This window comes from Xanthomonas pisi DSM 18956, from assembly GCF_001010415.1.
GTDB classification, from domain to species: Bacteria; Pseudomonadota; Gammaproteobacteria; order Xanthomonadales; family Xanthomonadaceae; genus Xanthomonas; species Xanthomonas pisi.
Genome location: NZ_JPLE01000032.1, coordinates 117,754 through 137,112, shown reverse-complemented (window position 1 = coordinate 137,112; position 19,359 = coordinate 117,754). Strand labels below are relative to the sequence as shown.

The 19,359-nt window shown below is 62.8% G+C and carries 15 protein-coding genes and 1 tRNA gene; all 16 read right to left on the bottom strand.

Going from position 1 to position 19,359, the window contains the following annotated elements; genetic code table 11:
* Window positions 1–65: 65 nt before the first annotated feature.
* Window positions 66–2,771 carry a translation initiation factor IF-2 gene (gene infB / locus Y887_RS08690; RefSeq protein WP_046963950.1) on the bottom strand — a complete coding sequence of 902 codons (2,706 nt, stop codon included), beginning with the start codon at window positions 2,769–2,771 and terminating at the stop codon, window positions 66–68.
* A 95-nt stretch (window positions 2,772–2,866) separates the two neighbouring features.
* Window positions 2,867–4,378 (bottom strand): transcription termination factor NusA, encoded by a 1,512-nt coding sequence (gene nusA, locus Y887_RS08685; RefSeq protein WP_046963949.1) that lies wholly within the window; start codon window positions 4,376–4,378, stop codon window positions 2,867–2,869.
* 4 nt (window positions 4,379–4,382) lie between these two features.
* Entirely contained in the window at window positions 4,383–4,973 is a 591-nt protein-coding gene (rimP, locus tag Y887_RS08680; RefSeq protein WP_046963948.1) for a ribosome maturation factor RimP, read from the bottom strand.
* Between the two features lie 197 nt (window positions 4,974–5,170).
* Window positions 5,171–5,247: transfer RNA gene (locus tag Y887_RS08675), tRNA-Met, on the bottom strand.
* A 196-nt stretch (window positions 5,248–5,443) separates the two neighbouring features.
* On the bottom strand, window positions 5,444–6,904 hold the full coding sequence (gene nuoN, locus Y887_RS08670; protein ID WP_046963986.1) for an NADH-quinone oxidoreductase subunit NuoN: 1,461 nt from the start codon (window positions 6,902–6,904) through the stop codon (window positions 5,444–5,446).
* Window positions 6,905–6,940: 36 nt separating this feature from the next.
* On the bottom strand, window positions 6,941–8,443 hold the full coding sequence (locus Y887_RS08665) for an NADH-quinone oxidoreductase subunit M (RefSeq protein ID WP_046963947.1): 1,503 nt from the start codon (window positions 8,441–8,443) through the stop codon (window positions 6,941–6,943).
* Between the two features lie 20 nt (window positions 8,444–8,463).
* Complete coding sequence (nuoL, locus tag Y887_RS08660; protein ID WP_046963946.1) at window positions 8,464–10,638, bottom strand: NADH-quinone oxidoreductase subunit L; 2,175 nt, start codon at window positions 10,636–10,638, stop codon at window positions 8,464–8,466.
* A gap of 7 nt (window positions 10,639–10,645) precedes the next feature.
* On the bottom strand, window positions 10,646–10,951 hold the full coding sequence (nuoK, locus tag Y887_RS08655) for an NADH-quinone oxidoreductase subunit NuoK (RefSeq protein ID WP_005914274.1): 306 nt from the start codon (window positions 10,949–10,951) through the stop codon (window positions 10,646–10,648).
* On the bottom strand, window positions 10,948–11,610 hold the full coding sequence (locus tag Y887_RS08650) for an NADH-quinone oxidoreductase subunit J (protein ID WP_181112948.1): 663 nt from the start codon (window positions 11,608–11,610) through the stop codon (window positions 10,948–10,950). The genes nuoK and Y887_RS08650 overlap by 4 nt, the downstream gene beginning before the upstream one ends.
* Window positions 11,611–11,614: 4 nt before the next feature.
* The gene (nuoI, locus tag Y887_RS08645) at window positions 11,615–12,103 is read right to left on the bottom strand and encodes an NADH-quinone oxidoreductase subunit NuoI (RefSeq protein ID WP_039407442.1); all 489 of its coding nucleotides are present in this window, start codon (window positions 12,101–12,103) and stop codon (window positions 11,615–11,617) included.
* 3 nt (window positions 12,104–12,106) lie between these two features.
* Complete coding sequence (gene nuoH, locus Y887_RS08640; protein WP_046963945.1) at window positions 12,107–13,201, bottom strand: NADH-quinone oxidoreductase subunit NuoH; 1,095 nt, start codon at window positions 13,199–13,201, stop codon at window positions 12,107–12,109.
* A complete protein-coding gene (nuoG, locus tag Y887_RS08635) occupies window positions 13,198–15,432 on the bottom strand; it encodes an NADH-quinone oxidoreductase subunit NuoG (protein ID WP_046963944.1) in 2,235 nt (744 codons plus the stop codon). Before nuoG ends, nuoH begins: the two co-directional genes overlap by 4 nt.
* Window positions 15,429–16,763, bottom strand: a complete 1,335-nt coding sequence (nuoF, locus tag Y887_RS08630) for an NADH-quinone oxidoreductase subunit NuoF (RefSeq protein ID WP_046963943.1) — start codon at window positions 16,761–16,763, stop codon at window positions 15,429–15,431. Before nuoF ends, nuoG begins: the two co-directional genes overlap by 4 nt.
* A gap of 3 nt (window positions 16,764–16,766) precedes the next feature.
* Window positions 16,767–17,294, bottom strand: coding sequence for an NADH-quinone oxidoreductase subunit NuoE (gene nuoE, locus Y887_RS08625; RefSeq protein WP_005991372.1), 528 nt, complete (start codon window positions 17,292–17,294; stop codon window positions 16,767–16,769).
* Window positions 17,291–18,598, bottom strand: a complete 1,308-nt coding sequence (locus tag Y887_RS08620; protein WP_039420572.1) for an NADH-quinone oxidoreductase subunit D — start codon at window positions 18,596–18,598, stop codon at window positions 17,291–17,293. The genes nuoE and Y887_RS08620 overlap by 4 nt, the downstream gene beginning before the upstream one ends.
* Window positions 18,595–19,347, bottom strand: coding sequence for an NADH-quinone oxidoreductase subunit C (locus tag Y887_RS08615; RefSeq protein WP_046963942.1), 753 nt, complete (start codon window positions 19,345–19,347; stop codon window positions 18,595–18,597). Before Y887_RS08615 ends, Y887_RS08620 begins: the two co-directional genes overlap by 4 nt.
* Window positions 19,348–19,359: the final 12 nt, after the last annotated feature.

The window sequence follows — 19,359 nt, the reverse complement described above, 5'->3', positions numbered from 1 at the left end:
AGAACTTGCGTTGCAGCGTCTGCCGTGCGGAACACCGGGACCGGCAACGCAGGCCCCGGCAACCCTTACAGCGTGCGGGCAACCTCGATACGCTCGAAGCACTCGATCTGGTCGCCGGCCTTGACGTCGTTGTACGCCTTCACGCCGATACCGCATTCGGTACCGTTGCGCACTTCATCGACGTTTTCCTTGAAGCGACGCAGCGATTCCAGTTCGCCCTCGAACACCACGACGCTGTCGCGGAGCACGCGGATCGGCTTGCTGCGCTTGACCACGCCTTCGATGATCATGCAGCCCGCGACCGCGCCGAACTTGGAGCTGCGGAACACGTCGCGAACCTGCGCGATACCGATGATCTCTTCGCGGATTTCCACGCCGAGCAGACCGGAGGCCACCTGCTTCACCTGGTCGATCACGTCATAGATGATCGAGAAGTAACGCAGATCGATACCGTTGGACTCGACGATCTTGCGCGCCGATGCATCCGCACGCACGTTGAAACCGATGATCGTGGCCTTGGAAGCGGCTGCCGAATTCGCATCCGACTCGGTGATGCCGCCCACGCCGGAGTGGATCACGTTGATGCGGATATCGTCGTTGGACAAGGCCACCAGCGACTGCTTGAGCGCTTCCACCGAACCCTGCACGTCGGCCTTGATCACCAGGTTCAACACCTGCTGACCTTCGCCCTTGCCCATCTGGGCCAGGATGTCTTCCATGCGGTTGGTGGCCGAAGCGACCAGACGCGATTCGCGGCGCTTGGTTTCGCGCTGCTGCGCCACGTCCTTGGCCAGACGCTCGTCGTCGACGACCACGAAGTCGTCGCCGGCTTCCGGCACGCCGGACAGACCGAGCACCTGCACCGGGATCGACGGGCCCGCCGAGGCCGGCTGATGGCCGGTTTCGTCGAACAGCGCACGCACGCGGCCGTACTGAATGCCACACACCAGGTAGTCGCCACGCTTCAGCGCGCCCTGCTGCACCAGCACCGTCGCGACCGGGCCGCGGCCCTTGTCCAGCGACGATTCGATCACGGTACCGCTGGCGCGGCCGTCGGCCACTGCCTTGAGTTCCAGCACTTCGGCCTGCAGCGAAATCGCGTCCAGCAGCGTGTCCACGCCGGTACCGACCTTGGCCGACACTTCGATGAACTGGGTATCGCCACCGAACTCTTCGGCCACCACGTTTTCGGCCAGCAATTCGTTCTTGACCCGCAGCGGATCGGCGCCGGCCTTGTCGATCTTGTTGACCGCCACGATCAACGGGACGCCCGCCGCCTTGGCATGCGCCACCGCTTCCTTGGTCTGCGGCATCACGCCATCGTCGGCTGCAACGACCAGCACCACGATGTCGGTGATCTTGGCGCCGCGCGCACGCATCGAGGTAAACGCCGCATGGCCGGGCGTATCCAGGAAGCTGATGACGCCACGGCCGGTTTCGACGTGGTACGCACCGATGTGCTGGGTGATGCCGCCGGCTTCGCCAGAGGCGATCTTGGTCCGACGGATGTAATCCAGCAGCGAGGTCTTGCCGTGATCGACGTGACCCATGATGGTGACCACCGGCGGACGCGAGGTGGTCTCGCCCTGCGCGTCTTCGGCATGCGCCAGCAGCGCATCCTCGAAGTCGGCATTGTCCGCACGCACGGCCTTGTGGCCGAGTTCTTCGGTCACCAGCGCAGCGGTGTCGTGATCGATGCTCTGGGTGATGGTCGCCATGACGCCCATCTTGAACAGCGCCTTGACCACGTCGCCGCCCTTGAGCGCGAGCTTCTGCGCCAGGTCTGCCACGGTGATGGTCTCGCCGATCGCCACTTCACGCACCACCGGTGCGGTGGGACGCTCGAACCCGTGCGGGCCGCTATTGCTCTGGTTGCTGCCGCGACCGCCATCGTTGCCGCGACGCGACGACGACGAACCCGGACGGCCGGTCGGCTTGCCACGCACGTTGGAACGACGCGCACGATCGGCCGCCGACAGATGCAGCTGACCGGCAAAGCGCTTGGTCGCATCGTCGTCTTCGACGCCAGCCACCATGACGTGCGAACCGCGCGTCTTGTGCTTGGCGGCGTTGTTGCGGTCGTCCGGACGTGCCGGCGTCGCCGGACGCGAGGCGGGCGACGCACCAGCCGGACGGGCCGGACGCGGTGCCGAAGACGGCGAGGACGGGGCGCGCGCGGCAGGCGCAGACGACGGCGCAGCAGCAACCGGGGCCGGCGCACTGGCAGCCGCAGCGGCTTCCTCGGCAGCCTTGCGCTCGGCTTCTGCGCGGTCTTTTGCGGCCTGCTCTTCGTCGCGCTTGCGCTGGATTGCTTCATCGCGCACACGATCGCTTTCGGCCAGGCGCTGCTGCTCATCGAGATTGCGCTTACGCGACTCCTCGAGCTTGCGCAGGATGTCGGCGCGCTCCTCGTCCGGCGTCATCGGCGCGGCACGGCCGCCGCCTTCGTTCTCGGACTTCACGTAGGTGCGCTTCTGCCGCACTTCCACGTTGACCGTGGTCTTGGTGCGGCCGGCGTTGACCGTGACTTCCTGCAGCTTGCGCCGATTGAGCGTGATCTTCTTGGCTGCCTCGCTCGCCGCTTCGGCGGGCGTGTCGGCCTTGCCATGCGTGCGACGCAGGAAGCCAAGCAGTTTCATCTTCTCGGTGCTGGTCACGACCTGGTCGGGACCGCTGAACTTCATTCCGGCCTCGGCCAGTTGAACCAGCAGTTTATCGACCGGCGTATTGACCAGTTCGGCAAGCTTGCGGATGGTGGTTTGCTGCGACATTCGGATCCTATGATCTGGTTGGCGCCCCCTCGCCCAGAGCAAGGGAAACGCTGATTCTAAGCCCTGATGGGGTCAGGGCGCGGTTCATTGCCGGCTCATTCGCCGCGCTCCAAACGGGCGATCTCCTCGGCGCGGGCCGCCAGGATCAGCGCCGCGGCGCGCTCCTGGGTCATGCCCTCGATGCCGAAGTCGACGATCTCGTCCGCTGCCAGGTCGGACAAGTCCTCGCTGGTACGCACGCCGTGCTCGGCCAGAGCAAAGGCCGTTTCCTCGTCCATCCCCTCCAGCGCCAGCAGGTCCTCGGTGGGCTGAGTTCCTTCCAGGCCTTCTTCCTCGGCCAGCGCGGCGTTGAGCAACGCATCGCGGGCACGGGCACGCAGTTCTTCGACGATGTCTTCGTCGAAGCCTTCCACCGCCAGCAGCTCACCGACCGGGACGTAGGCGATTTCTTCGACCGTGTTGAAGCCTTCGGACACCAGGATCGCGGAGATTTCCTCGTCCACTTCCAGGCGGTCCATGAACAGCTGGCGCGCCGATGCCTGTTCAGCCTCGGACTTGGCGGCGACCTGGTCGGCGGTCATCACGTTGAGCTGCCAGCCGGTCAGGCGGCTGGCCAGACGCACGTTCTGGCCACCCTTGCCGATCGCCTGCGCCAGGCGGTCTTCCGCCACGGCCAGGTCCATCGAGTGCTTGTCTTCATCGACGATGATCGACTGCACTTCGGCAGGCGCCATTGCGTTGATGACGAAGTTGGCCGGGTTCTCGTTCCACAACACGATGTCCACACGCTCGCCATTGAGCTCGTTGGACACCGCCTGTACGCGCGAACCACGCATACCGATGCAGGCGCCGATTGGATCGGTGCGGGTGTCGTGCGCGATCACGGCGATCTTGGCGCGATCGCCAGGGTCGCGTGCGCAGGCCTTGATCTCAACCAGACCCTGACCCACTTCCGGCACTTCGAGCTTGAACAGCTCGATCATGAATTCCGGGGCGGCGCGGCTGATGAACAGCTGCGGGCCACGCGGCTCGGAGCGCACTTCGGCCAGATACCCGCGCACGCGGTCGCCCGGGCGCAGCACGTCGCGCGGAATGCCCTTGTCCTTCGGAATGAAGGCCTCGGCATTGCCACCCAGATCGACAAAGATGTTGCCGCGCTCGGCACGCTTGACCACACCGGTGATCAGCTCGCCCACGCGATCCTTCCAGGCATCGACCACTTGCTGGCGCTCGGCTTCGCGCACGCGCTGCACGATCACCTGCTTGGCGGCCTGGGCGGCGATACGGCCGAAATCCGGGTTTTCGATCTGTTCTTCGATGTAGTCGCCCACATCCACGCCGTCGGCTTCGTCGATGGCATCCATCAGACGCACCTGGCGATCCGGCGACTCCATCACCACGTCGTCGGCCACCACTTCCCAACGGCGGAAGGTTTCGTAGTTACCGTCCTTGTGGTCGATGGTCACGCGCGTCAGCACGTCCTGGTCGGGATAGCGCTTCTTCGCTGCGGAAGCCAGCGCGGCCTCGATCGCATCGAAGATCACTTCGCGCGGCACGCCCTTTTCGTTGGCCACCGCATCCACTACCAGCAAAAGTTCCTTGCTCATTTAGTCACTCCGCGCGCGGCTTGCCAGCCGCCGACTCGTTGGATGGTTTCTTCTTGTCGTGCCCGGGTTTTTTCGGGCCGGGCTTATTCGGTTTTTGCGGCGCAAGGCCCAAGGCGACCCAATCCGGCAGGATGCGCGCCTTGTCGATGTTGTCGAAGCCGATCTGCGCATCCTTGCCGTCGACCGAAAACACCACGGCATCTGCTTCCGGCTCGGTACGCAGGATCTGACCCTGAAAGCGGCGCCGACCATCCTGCGCAAGCTTCAACACGATCTTTGCGGACTCGCCGACATGGCGCGCGAATTGTTCCAGGGTGAACAAGGGACGGTCTACACCCGGCGAAGACACTTCCAGGGTGTAGTTGCCACTGATCGGGTCTTCGACGTCGAGCTGGGCGGAGACTTCACGGCTCACGCGCTCGCAATCGTCGACGTTGATGACACGCTCGGGCTGTTCGGCCAGCGATACATCGATGTAAAGGCGCAACGTGGCGCCACCTGGCGCGGGAAGATACTCCACGCCCAGCAGTTCCAAGCCCAGGGACTCAACCGTTGGACTCAGCAGATTCGCGATTTCGGTCGCTTTTTCGCTCACAGACTGCCCTGATCAAATGATTGCCAGTAGAACCCCGGCAACCGGCAGCAAACTTTCCGGTTCCGGAAAAAACAAGGGGCCCGATGGGCCCCTTGCGTGAAAAAAGCCCGACCTCTCAGGGTCGGCGCAAGGACGGGAACATGCGTCCTTACGATCCAAGAAGTTGAATCACTGCGATGAAGCGGCAATTCGAAACTTGGTAGCGGGGGCAGGATTTGAACCTGCGACCTTCGGGTTATGAGCCCGACGAGCTGCCAGACTGCTCCACCCCGCAGCAGAAGCGGAATTATGAAGAACTTGAGCGGCAATTGCAAGCCCTAAGTTTTTCATCTGTTGGACACTTTGGCGAGCGTCCAACGTCGCGGCGAATGATAACCGCAATGCAACAAAAACGAAACACCAATCACAACTTTATTTCATAACCATGCCATGAGCGGGCGCCGGGCACCGCGACACCCGACCATGCTCGCTTATGCGAGACCGGAAAACGCGCGCTGGCACCACACCATGATCGGGTTCCAGGCCAGGCCAAGCGCGAGCAACGCAAGTGCGTTGACGCCCAGCACCGTTCCCAGCACGCGGTCGTTGTTGGCTGGCAACGGCTCACCGACCGGCTCGTCGAAGTACATGACCTTGATGACACGCAGGTAGTAGTACGCACCGATCACTGCGCAGAGCACACCGACCAGCGCCAACCACAGCATGTCGCCGTTCACTGCCGCGCCCAGCACGGCCAGCTTGGTCCAGAAGCCGAGGAACGGCGGAATACCCGCCAGCGACGCCATGATGCACAGCACCAGGCCGGCCATCCACGGATTGCGTGCGTTGAGACCCTTGAAGTCGTCGATGTTCTCGGCTTCGAACCCATTGCGCGACAACGCGATGATGGCGCCGAACGAAGCGGTCGACATGATGGTGTAGCTCACTGCATAGAACATCGCGGCCGCATACCCTTCTTCGCCGCCGCCGGCGACGCCCATCAGCAGGAAGCCGATGTGCGAGACCGTCGAATACGCAAGCATGCGCTTGAGATTGCTCTGCGCGATGGCCATCAGGTTGCCGACGACCAGCGACAGTGCCGACAGGCCGCCAATCAACAGATGCCACTGCGGCGACAACGGGCCCATGCCCACTTCCAGCAGGCGGTAGGTCATGCCGAACGCAGCCAGCTTCGGTGCGGAGCTGATAAACAACGCAATCGGTGCCGGTGCGCCCTGATAGACGTCAGGCAGCCACATATGGAACGGTGCAGCGCCCAGCTTGAATGCCACGCCAGCGATCATGAAGATGGTGCCGGTCAACAGCAGCGTCCGCTCGCTCGAGCCTTCGATGGCTTCGTGGATGCCAGTCAGGCTCAAGGTGCCGGTAGCGCCATAGACCAGCGACATGCCGTACAGCAGCAGGCCCGACGCCAACGAACCCAGCACGAAATACTTCATCGCCGCTTCGGTGGCCAGGCCGTTGTCGCGGTTGGAGGCGACCAGCGCGTACGAGCACAGCGCCAGCAGTTCCAGACCCAGATAGACCATCAGCAGGCTGCCGGCCGACGCCAGCAACATCATGCCGGCGGTCGCGAACAAGACCAGTACCGGGATTTCGCCTTGATAGAGATTGCGCTCGCGCAGGTAGGTCCAGCCATAGACCAGGCTCAACCCGCTGACCAGCACGATCACCGTCTTCATCACGTCGGCGGCGGTATCGCGCACGAACATGCCATTGAAGATATCGCCCTGCCCGCCTGTGCCGGTGGCCAGCAACGCAAACACCACGGCGAGAACAGCGATGGAGAACAAGTGGGTCCAGACCTTGTTCCGCTGGCTCATGAACAGGTCGAGCATCAGCAATGCGAAGGCGCCGCCGATCAGCACCAGCTCCGGAACGAGCGGAGCCAGGTCAGCGGTGGTCAACGGCGCGAGCGTTGGCGTGGTCATCATCAAATCCTGAAAATCAAAACGTACGGCAAGCGGTCAAAGCTTGCTCGCGGCGATCTGGGTAGCCAGCTTGGCGATCGATGGTTCCATCAGATCGGTCAACGGCTTCGGATACAGGCCCAGGGCCAGCACGCCAGCAGCGAACACCCCCAGCACGAAAGCCTCGCGGCCATTGATGTCCTTCAGCTCGGCCACATGGGCATTGGCCACTTCGCCGAAGAACACCCGCTTGTAGAGCCACAGTGTGTAGGCCGCCGTGATCACCAGGGTCGTGGCGGCGGCGAATGCAACCAGCGGGTGCTTCTGGAAACTGGCCAGGATCACCATGAATTCACCGACGAAACCGCTGGTACCCGGCAGACCGGCATTGGCCATGAAGAACAGCATGGCAAAGGTCGCGAACCACGGCATCACATTGACCACGCCGCCGTAATCGGCGATGCGCCGCGTATGCATGCGGTCATACAACACACCGATGCAGGAGAACATTGCACCGGACACGAAGCCGTGCGAAATCATCTGCACCATCGCGCCCTGCAAGCCGAGGCGTGCTGCGTCGGTGCTGCCGTACTCGCGCACCAGGGTGAAGGCGATGAAGGTGCCGAGAGTGACGAAACCCATGTGCGCGATGGACGAATACGCCACCAGCTTCTTCATGTCGTCCTGCACCAACGCCACCAGGCCGACATAGATCACCGCGATCAGCGACAGCGTGATCACCAGCCACGCAAACTCATGGCTGGCATCGGGAACGATCGGCAGGTTGAAGCGCAGGAAGCCGTAGCCGCCGATCTTCAGTGCGATCGCCGCCAGGATCACCGAACCGGCGGTCGGCGCCTCGACGTGTGCGTCCGGCAACCAGGTATGCACCGGGAACATCGGCACCTTGACCGCGAACGCGATCAGGAACGCGAAGAAGATCCAGGTCTGCTCCTTGGCGGTCAACTGCAGCGCATACAGGTCGGCGAGCTGGAAGCTGCCGCCCTTCAGGTACAGGTAGACCAGACCCACCAGCATCAGCACCGAGCCGAGGAAGGTATAGAGGAAGAACTTCATCGCCGCGTAGATGCGCCGCGGACCGCCCCAGACACCGATGATCAGGAACATCGGGATCAGCATGGCTTCGAAGAAGACATAGAACAGCATCGCGTCGGTGGCAGCGAAGATACCGACCGTGACGCCTTCCAGAATCAGGAACGCGGCGACGTACTGATTGACGCGCTTGTCGATCGAGCGCCAGGCACCGATCAGGGCCAGTACGGTCACCAATGTGGTCAGCACGATCAACGCGACCGCGATGCCATCCACGCCCAGGTTGTAGCCGATGTTGTAGGCCGGGATCCAGGCATGCAGTTCGATGAACTGCATCGCGTCATTGGCCGTGTCGTAGCCCAGCAGCGGCAGACTCAGCACAAAGGTCGCCACCGCCACCGCCAGGGATGCCCAGCGGGCAGTCTCGGCGTTGCGCAACGCAAGGATCAGGGCGCCACCGATAATCGGCAGCCAGATCAAGATAGACAGTAAAGGCCAGTTCGACACGTTTTCTTATTCCGTACAGGTCAACGCCAGAAATGCATCAGTACCGCCAACAAGGCGATCAAACCGATGATCATTGCGAAGGCGTAGTGATAGAGGAAACCGGATTGCGTGCGACGCAGCAGATTTGCAGCCAGGTCGATCAGTCGGGCAGAACCATTGACGACCACGCCGTCGACCACATGGGTATCGATTGCGCGTGACGCCTTGCCAAGGACAACACCGCCACCGGCGAAGCCATTGATCCACAGCTTGTCGAAGCCGTATTTGTTTTCCAGCAGCCACACGATCGGCGCGAATGCCTTGCGCGACTTGGTGGCCAGGTCGGGCTTCCACAGATAGAACAGCGCAGCGAGCAACAGACCGGCGACCGTCAGGAAGAACGGCGCCGCCATCATGCCGTGCAACGCGAACGCGACCGGACCGTGGAATTCTTCGGCCAACGCACCGACGGTATCGCGTGCAGGATCGTAGAAATCCACGATGCCGGTGAAGAACGACACGGCCTGACCCTTGAGCGCGTGCGCCGCGTGATGGCCCTGCCAGTCGGTGCCGAACAACATCGGGCCGATGGTGAAGAAGCCGATCGCCACCGACGGAATCGCCAGCAGGATCAACGGCAACGTCACCACCCACTTGGATTCGTGCGGCTCATGCGCACCGTGATGCCCATGACCGTGATCGTCGTGGCCGTGCGTATCGTGTGCATGTGCGTCGTGCGCATGACTGTCGTGCGCGTGGACCTGCGCCTCGGCATCGGTGTGGGCGCTGTCGTGATGGGCATGCGCATCGTGCGCATGGGCATCGCGGAAGCGCTCCTTGCCGTGGAAAGTCAGGAACAGCAGGCGGAAGCTGTAGAAGCTGGTGACCAGCACACCACCGAGCACGGCCCAGTAGCCATAGGTCGCGACCCAGCTATGCGACTCATGTGCGTGATGTGCAGCCGCTTCGATGATGGTGTCCTTCGAGTAGAAGCCCGAGAAGAACGGCGTACCGACCAGTGCCAGGGTACCGATCACGCTGGTCCAGTAAGTCACCTTCATGTACTTGCGCAGGCCGCCCATCTTGCGCATGTCCTGCTCGTGGTGCATGCCGATGATGACCGAGCCGGCCGCCAGGAACAGCAGCGCCTTGAAGAAGGCATGCGTCATCAGGTGGAACACAGCGGCCGAATAGGCCGACACGCCCAGCGCCACGGTCATGTAGCCGAGCTGGGACAGCGTCGAGTACGCGACCACGCGCTTGATGTCGTTCTGCACGATGCCGATCAGGCCGGTGAAGAAGGCCGTGGTCGCACCGATGAACAGGATGAAGTTCAGCGCGGTTTCCGACAGCTCGAACAGCGGCGACATGCGCGCCACCATGAAGATGCCGGCGGTGACCATCGTGGCAGCGTGGATCAGCGCCGAGATCGGGGTCGGGCCTTCCATCGAGTCCGGCAACCACACATGCAGCGGCACCTGCGCCGACTTGCCCATCGCACCGATGAACAGGCAGATGCAGATCAGCGTCATCACGCTCCACTCGTGGCCCGCGAACAGCTGCACCTTGGCACCGGCCATGGTGGTCGCGTTGGCAAACACGGTGGAATAATCCAGCGAACCGAACCACAGCAACACGCCGGCAATGCCGAGGATGAAGCCGAAGTCGCCGACGCGGTTGACCAGGAAGGCCTTCATGTTGGCGAACACGGCGGTCGGGCGCTTGAACCAGAACCCGATCAGCAGGTACGACACCAGACCCACCGCTTCCCAGCCGAAGAACAGCTGCAGGAAGTTGTTGCTCATCACCAGCGTCAGCATGGAGAAGGTGAACAACGAGATGTAGCTGAAGAAGCGCTGGTAACCCGGGTCTTCCTCCATGTAGCCGATGGTGTAGATGTGCACCAGCAGCGACACGAAGGTCACCACCACCATCATCATCGCGGTCAGGCGATCGACCATGAAGCCGACATGCGCGGAGTAATTGCCGACGTCGAAGAAGGTGTACAGGTTCTGGTTGAACGGGCTGGCGCCCTGCTCCACCAATTGATACAGGGTCAGGCACGACAACACACAGCTGACCGCCACGCCGAGGATGGTGACGTACTGCGCGCCCTTGCGCCCTACCTGGCGACCGAACAGGCCGGCGATGATGCTGCCGACCAGCGGTGCAAGCACCACTGCGATCAGCAGACTCTTGGAGAGAGTGATTTCCATCTACGGGTCAGCCCTTCAATGTGTCGACTTCGGCCACATTGATCGTGCGGCGCGTACGGAACAGAGTCACCAGAATCGCAAGACCGATGGCGGCCTCCGCGGCGGCAACGGTCAGGATGAAGAACACGAACAACTGACCGGCGGTATCGCCGAGCTCGCGCGAGAACGCGATGAAGTTGACGTTGACCGACAGCAGCATCAACTCGATCGACATCAGCAATACGATGACGTTCTTGCGGTTGAGAAAGATGCCAGCCAGGGAGATGCAGAACAGCACCGCGCCCAGTCCAAGCAGGTGGCCCAAGGTAATCAAGACTTCGCCTCCTGTCCGCCAGCCGCGTCGACCCGCGGCGCAACCTGTACCGGCTTTTCAACCGCCATTTTGACCATCCGCAGACGATCACCCGCCTTGACCCGCGACTGCTCGCCCGCGTTCTGCAGCTTGATGCCGGTGCGCTTGCGCAGGGTCAGCATCACTGCGGCCACCACGGCCACGGTCAGAATCACCGCGGCAAATTCGAACGGCAGCAGGAACTCGGTGTACAGGCTCTTGGCCAGCCAGGTCAGGTTCGAGCTGTCGGCAGCCTGCGCTGCCGCATTGTCGACCGGGAACGGCGTGGCAGTGCGCGACTTGACCCCGATCAAGGTGACCATCTGCGCCAGCATCGCCACCGCAACGATCACGCCCAGCGGCATGTACTTGACCCAGCCCTCGCGCAGCCGGCTGGTGTCGATGTCCAGCATCATCACCACGAACAGGAACAGCACCATCACCGCGCCGACGTAGACCAGCACCAGGGTGACGCCGAGGAACTCGGCACCGACCAGCAGCCAGATGCAGGCCATCGAGAAGAAGGTGAGGATCAGGCACAACACGGCATACACCGGGTTACGCACGCTGATCACCGCACCGGCGGACACCACCGCGATTGCGGAGAAGGCGTAAAACGCAATAGAGACCCAGTCCATCATGACCTCAACGGAAGGCGGCATCGGCAGCGCGACGCTCGGCGATCTCGGCCTCTAGCCGGTCTCCGATCGCCAGCAGCTGCGGCTTGTTGACAATGTTCTCGCCACGCTTCTCGAAGTGGTACTCGAGGATGTGCGTTTCGACGATCGAGTCCACCGGGCAGCTTTCTTCGCAAAAGCCGCAGAAGATGCACTTGAACAGGTCGATGTCGTAGCGCGTGGTGCGGCGCGAACCATCCTCGCGCTTGGCCGAGTCGATGGTGATCGCCAATGCCGGGCAGACCGCTTCACACAGCTTGCAGGCGATGCAGCGCTCCTCGCCATTGGGATAACGACGCAGCGCATGCAGGCCACGGAAACGCGGCGACTGCGGAAACTTCTCCATCGGATACAGCACGGTGTACTTTGGCTTGAACGTGTATTTCAACGTCAGCCACAAGCCTCCGAGCAGTTCGAGCAGGAGCAAGCTCTTGAAGTAATGGGTGATCTTGTTCATCAATTACACGCCCTTCTGGATCACGCCGTAAAACACCATCAATGCCGTCACTGCGATCCACACGATCGTGAGCGGAATGAACACCTTCCAGCCCAGACGCATGATCTGGTCGTAGCGGTAGCGCGGGAAGCTGGCACGGAACCAGATGTAGGCGCTGGCGAAGAAGAACACCTTCATCAGCAGCCACGGCCAACCGCCGGTCCACACCCAGTCAATCCACGGCGAGATGTCTGGGCTGCCCCACACCTGGGGCCACGGGCTCAACCAGCCGCCGAGGAAGAAGATCGAGATCAGGAAGCTGACCAGGATCATGTTGGCGTATTCGGCCAGGAAGAACAGTGCGAATGCACCGCCCGAGTATTCCACCATGTGGCCGGCGACGATTTCCGATTCGCCTTCCACCACGTCGAACGGCGCGCGGTTGGTTTCGGCAACGCCGGACACCCAGTACACGATGAACAGCGGGAACAGCGGGATCAGGAACCAGTCGCCTGCTCCCCAATTGCCCACCTGCGCAAACACGATCTGGCTGAGGTTGACGCTGCCGGAAGCGATCATCACGCCGACCAGCGCAAAGCCCATCGCAATCTCGTAGCTGACCACCTGTGCGGCCGAGCGCATCGCACCCAGGAACGCATACTTGGAGTTGGATGCCCAGCCGGCGAGGATGATGCCGTATACGCCCAGCGAGGTCATCGCCAGCAGATACAGCAGACCGACGTTGGCGTTGGACAGCACCAGCTGCGCATCGAACGGCACCACCGACCACGCCGCGAATGCCGGCGCCAGCGTCAACAGCGGCGCGATGATGAACATCGCCTTGTGCGAACTGCTCGGCTGCAGGATCTCCTTGAACAGGAGCTTGAACACGTCGGCGAAGGCCTGAAAGATGCCCATGCCCACGTACATGGGCCCGTGACGCACGTGCATCCAGCCGATCAGCTTGCGCTCCCAGACCACATAGAAGGCCACCGAGATAATCACCGGCACGGCGATCAACAGGATCTTCAACACGGTCCACAGCACGATGCCGCCATCGCCCAGTCCGAGGAACCACTGGTGCAGGGGATCGACCACGTTCAACAGCAATTCGTTCATGCAGCCACCACCGTTACGCGACCGGCGCCAAGCGGCGCGGTAGCGCCATGGCCGGATTCGATCCACACCGTGCCCGGTGCAACGCGCTTGTCCAGCACCACCGGCAACGTCGCCTTACCGGCGTCGGTGCCGACCTTGACAACCTGGCCTGCGCCAACCTGCAGCTGTGCAGCCTGCTCCGGATGCATCGCCACGCATGGCGCGACGTTGAGCGGATGCGACTGCAACGCAGCGGCGCGACGCACCACCGCATCGGTGCGGTAGATCGCGGCAGTTGCGGCAACCTCCAACCCGTCGTTGTTCGCCTGCGGCTGGGCCGAAGCCACCGGGCGCACGTTGCGGTTCTGCATGCCTGCACGCAGGCCGACCAGATCGATGAACTCGAAACCGGCCAGACCCAGCTCGCCACCCAGCGCACGCAGCACACGCCAACCTTCGCGCGCTTCGACCGGCAGGCGGCCTGCGGCACGCGCCGTCTGCACGCGACCATCAAGATTGGTCAGCGAGGCGTCGATTTCCGGCAGTGCGCCGATCGGCAGGATCACATCGGCCACATCGCGCGTCGACGCGCAGGCGAACTGGCTGAATGCAACAACCTTGGCACCGGCAAGCGCGCTGCGTGCAGCGGCGGCATCGGCAAAATCCAGACCCGGCTCGATGCCGTACAACACATAGGCCTGACGTGGCTGCGCCAGCATGCCGGCCACATCGCGTGCGGTCGGCAGCACGCCTTGCGACACCAGGCCCACCGCGTTCGCACCCTGCGGGATACGGCACAGCGAGGCGCCCGTTGCGGCAGCGAAGTCACGTGCAGCAGCACGCAGTGCCGCCGCCTGCGGATGGTTTTCAACCAATGCACCCACCACGATCACCGCGCGCGTCGCGCCCTTGACCGCATCGCGCAGCGCGGCATCGTCGAGCGCAGCCGCCAGTTTCGACGGCGCAACGACGATGCGGCTGGCCTGGGTGAATGCGAAATCGAAATCGACCGGGTTGACCGAATGGATTTGCGTGCGGTTCTGGATGTGCGCCTTGCGCAGACGCGCATGCAGCAACGGCAGCTCGTGACGCACGTTGGTGCCGAACAGCACCACCACATCGGCCTGTTCGATCTCGGCCAGCGGCGTTGCAAACGTCTCGGCCACCGCAGCGTCGGAGAAATCGCGATTGAGCAGACGGTGATCCAGATTGCCGCTACCCAAACCTTCGGCCAGACGTGCCAGCAGCGCACCTTCCTCATTGGAAGTGGACGGATGCACCAGGACGCCAAGCTGATCGCCAGCGTTGTCGCGCAGGATCTGGGTCGCAGCGGCCAGACCTTCGGTCCAGCTCACTTCGGTCCATTCGCCGTTGATCTTCTTCAGCGGCTTGACCGCACGGTCTTCGGAGTAAAGACCCTGATGCGAGTAACGGTCGCGATCGGACAGCCAGCACTCGTTGACCGCCTCGTTCTCGCGCGGCACGGTGCGCAGCACTTCGCCGCGACGCACGTGCAGGAACAGGTTCGAGCCCATCGCATCGTGGTAGCCCAACGACTCGCGCGCCATCAACTCCCACGGACGCGCGCGGAACTGGAACACCTTGTTGGTCAACGCGCCCACCGGGCACACGTCGATGACGTTGCCGGAAATCTCGGTGGTCAGCGGCTTGCCGTCGTAGGTGCCGATCTGCAGGTTCTCACCGCGATACATGCCACCCAACTCGTAGGTACCGGCGATGTCTGCAGTGAAGCGCACGCAACGGGTGCACTGGATGCAGCGGGTCATTTCGGTGGCGACCAACGGACCGATATCCTCGTCCGGCACCACGCGCTTGCGTTCGTTGAACCGGCTGACCGAACGGCCGTAGCCGAGCGAGACATCCTGCAGCTCGCATTCGCCGCCCTGGTCGCAGATCGGGCAGTCCAGCGGGTGATTGATCAGCAAAAATTCCATCACGCTGCGCTGGTACTTCAGCGCCTTTTCGCTACGCGTGGTGACCTTCATGCCATCCATCACCGGCGTGGCGCAGGCCGGCGACGGCTTGGGCGACTTTTCGACGTCCACCAGGCACATGCGGCAGTTGGCCGCGATCGGCAACTTCTCGTGATAGCAGAAACGCGGGATCGGGATGCCGGCCTTGTCGGCGGCCTGGATGATCATCGAGCCCTTCGGCACGACCAGGCTCTGCCCGTCGATTTCGACGGTGACATGATCCGGCGGCACGTTCGGGTTCACTGGTTGGGCGCTCATGCGGCCACTCCGACTTGCGTGTCGACGATCGAACGACCGTTGACGATGTAGTACTCGAATTCGTCCCAGAACTGGCGCAGGAAGCCTTGAATCGGCCACGCCGCCGCTTCACCGAACGCGCAGATGGTGTGCCCTTCGATCTGGCCGGCCACGGTACGCAACTGGTGCAGGTCTTCCATGGTCGCCTTGCCGGCGACGATGCGCTCCAGCACGCGGTGCATCCAGCCGGTACCTTCACGGCACGGGGTGCACTGGCCGCAGGATTCCTTGTGGAAGAACTGTGAGATGCGGCAGGCAAAACGCACGCAACACACGCTGTCGTCCAGCACCACGATGGCGCCCGATCCCAGACCGGTGCCCAGCGCACGCAAGGTGTCGTAATCCATCTGCAGACCGGCTACCTGGTCGGCCTTGAGCACCGGCATCGACACGCCGCCAGGTACAACACCCTTGAGCTTGCGGCCCGGACGCAGGCCACCGGCCATTTCCAGCAGCTCGTCGAAGGTGGTGCCGAGTGGCACTTCGAAGTTGCCGCCCTTCTGCACGCAACCGGACACCGAGAAGATTTTCGGGCCGCCGTTCTTGGTCTTGCTCAGTCCCAAGAACCACTCCGGGCCGTTGCGAATGATCGCCGGCACCGACGCATAGGTCTCGGTGTTGTTGATGGTGGTCGGCTTGCCGTACAGGCCGAAGTTGGCCGGGAACGGCGGCTTGTAGCGCGGCTGGCCCTTCTTGCCTTCCAGCGATTCCATCAGCGCGGTTTCTTCGCCGCAGATGTAGGCGCCGGCACCCAGCGCACCGTAGATATCGATATCCACGCCGCTGCCGAGGATGTTCTTGCCCAGCCAGCCGTTGGCATAGGCATCGGCCAGCGCCAGTTCGAAGTTCTCGAACGGCTCGTGGTGGAACTCGCCGCGCAGGTAGTTGTAGCCCACGGTCGAACCGGTGGCGTAGCAGGCGATCGCCATGCCCTCCACCACCGAATGCGGGTTGTAACGCAGGATGTCGCGGTCCTTGCAGGTTCCCGGCTCGGATTCATCCGAATTGCACAGGATGTACTTCTGCATGTTGCCCTTGGGCATGAACGACCACTTCAGACCGGTCGGGAAGCCTGCGCCACCGCGGCCGCGCAGATTCGATGCCTTGACCATCTCGATGACGTCGGCCGGCGCGATCTTCTCTTCGAGGATCTTCCGCAACGCGGCGTAGCCACCGGTCTTGAGGTAGCTCTCGTAGGACCAGGGCGTGTCGTAATGCAGGGTCGTGTAGACCACCTGATGCGGCAACGGCGCCGGACCGACCGGACCTGTAGGTGCGTGTTGATGTGCCATGTCTTATTCCAGCCCGTCCAGCAGCGCGTCGACCTTCTCTTTCGTCAGGTGTTCGTGGTAGTGGCCGTTGATGACCATCATCGGCGCTGCCGAGCAGGCCGCCAGGCACTCTTCTTCGCGCTTGAGGTAGACGCGGCCATCGGCCGTCGACTGCCCCAGCTTGCAACCCAGTTTCTTTTCCGCGTGCGCGAGCAGATCTTCGGCGCCGTTGAGCCAGCAGCTGATGTTGGTACAGAACGCCACGTTGTGGCGGCCGACCTTCTCGGTCTCGAACATCGAGTAGAAACTGGCGACCTCATAGGCCCACACCGGCGGCAGTTCCAGATACTTGGCCACGCCGACGATCAGCTCATCGGTCAGCCAGCCCTGGTTCTGCTCCTGCGCAGCATGCAGGCCCTGCAGCACCGCCGAACGCTTGCGATCGGGCGGAAACTTGGCCAGCCAATGATCGATGTGCGCGCGCGTCTTGTCGCTCAGCACCACCTGCGGATCGACGTCGCGCGCCGCTTCGAAATTACCCGTCGCCTTCATCGGTCAACCTCACCGAAAACCAAATCGTAAGTACCGATCATCGCCACGACGTCGGCCAGCAAATAGCCACGCACCACCGCGTCCATCGACGACAGATGCGCGAAGCCCGGCGCGCGCAGATGCACGCGGAACGGCTTGTTGGCCCCATCGGACATCAGGTAGCAGCCGAACTCGCCCTTGGGCGCTTCGACCGCGCTGTAGGTTTCGCCGGCCGGCACGCAATAGCCTTCGCTGAACAGCTTGAAGTGATGGATCAGCGCTTCCATGTCGTCCTTCATGCCTTCGCGGCTTGGCGGGGCGACCTTGAAATTGGTGACCATGACCGGGCCAGGATTGGCCTTCAGCCACTTCACGCACTGCTTGATGATGCGGTTGGATTCGCGCATCTCGGCAACGCGGACCAGGTAGCGGTCGTAGCAGTCGCCGTTGGTGCCGACCGGGATGTCGAACTCCACCGCGTCGTACTTGGCATACGGCTGCTTCTTGCGCAGATCCCATTCGATGCCCGAGCCACGCAGCATCGGGCCGGTCATGCCCCAGGCACGCGCCAGATCCGGGCTGATGATGCCGACGTCGACGGTGCGCTGCTTCCAGATGCGGTTATCGGTCAGCAGCGTTTCGTACTCGTCCACGCGCGCCGGGAAGGTGTTGGTGAACTCCTCCAGGAAGTCCAGCAGCGTGCCCTCGCGACCGGCGTTGCGCTTCTTCAGCGCCCCACCCTTGTGCCAGCGGGATTCCTTGTACTGCGGCATGCGATCGGGCAGATCGCGGTAGACGCCACCGGGACGGTAGTAGGCCGCGTGCATACGCGCGCCGCTGACCGCCTCGTAGACGTCCATCAATTCTTCGCGCTCGCGGAACGCGTACAGCATCACCGCCATCGCACCCAGATCGAGCGCGTTGGAACCCACCCACATCAGGTGGTTCTTGATGCGGGTGATCTCGTCGAACATGGTGCGGATGTACTGCGCACGCTCGGGCGCCTCGATGCCCATCAGGGACTCGATCGCGCGCACGTAAGCGTGCTCGTTGCACATCATCGACACGTAATCCAGGCGATCCATGTACGGGACCGACTGATTGAACGGCTTGGACTCGGCCAGCTTCTCGGTGCCACGGTGCAGCAGGCCGATATGCGGATCGGCACGTACCACGGTCTCGCCATCCATTTCCAGGATCAGGCGCAGCACGCCGTGCGCCGCAGGATGCTGCGGGCCGAAGTTCATCGTGTAATTGCGGATTTCCTGCTTGCTTTCGACAGGATTGCTCGCGAAGGCATCGGTTGCCTGGCGGAACTCACTCACTTGGCAGTCTCCGACTTGCCCACTTCACCAGCGGCAGTCTCATAACGGGCATCGTCGCGAATCACGCGCGGCACACCGACGCGCGGCTCGACCGACGTCACCGGCTCGTACACAACGCGCTTGCGCTCTTCGTCGTAACGCACTTCGACGTTGCCGATCAGCGGGAAATCCTTGCGGAACGGGTGGCCGACGAATCCGTAGTCGGTCAGGATGCGGCGCAGGTCCGGATGGCCGTCGAACACGATGCCGAACAGGTCGAATGCTTCGCGCTCGAACCAGTTCACGCCCGGCCAGATATCGGTCACCGACGCCACCACCGGCACCTGCTCGTCCGGTGCGTAGCAACGCACCCGCAGACGCTGGTTGTGCTGGTAGGAAATCAGCTGGGCGACCACCGCAAAGCGCTGCTTGGGCATGTGCTGCGGATGGGCGCCGGTGGAGCTTTCCTGGCTGGGAAACTCTCCCCAGCCGAAGCGACCGACGGCCTTGCCTTCGACGCCGCGGCTGAAGCCCTGCGAGGACACGTCGGCGGTATCCCACTCGTCGCTGCCATAGCCCAGGTAATCGACGCCGCACAGATCGCTGAGCTGCTCGAAACCGAGCTCATCGCGCAGCGCCAGACAGGTGGCGTGCCACTCTGACGCAGCGACTTCCAGCGTCACTTCGCCGCGCGGCAAGGCCACGGCGATCTGCGCACCGGCGAAACGTGCCGCAAGTCGGTCAGTGAAGGAAGATGCTTGCTCTGCCATGGGGGCTTGGCT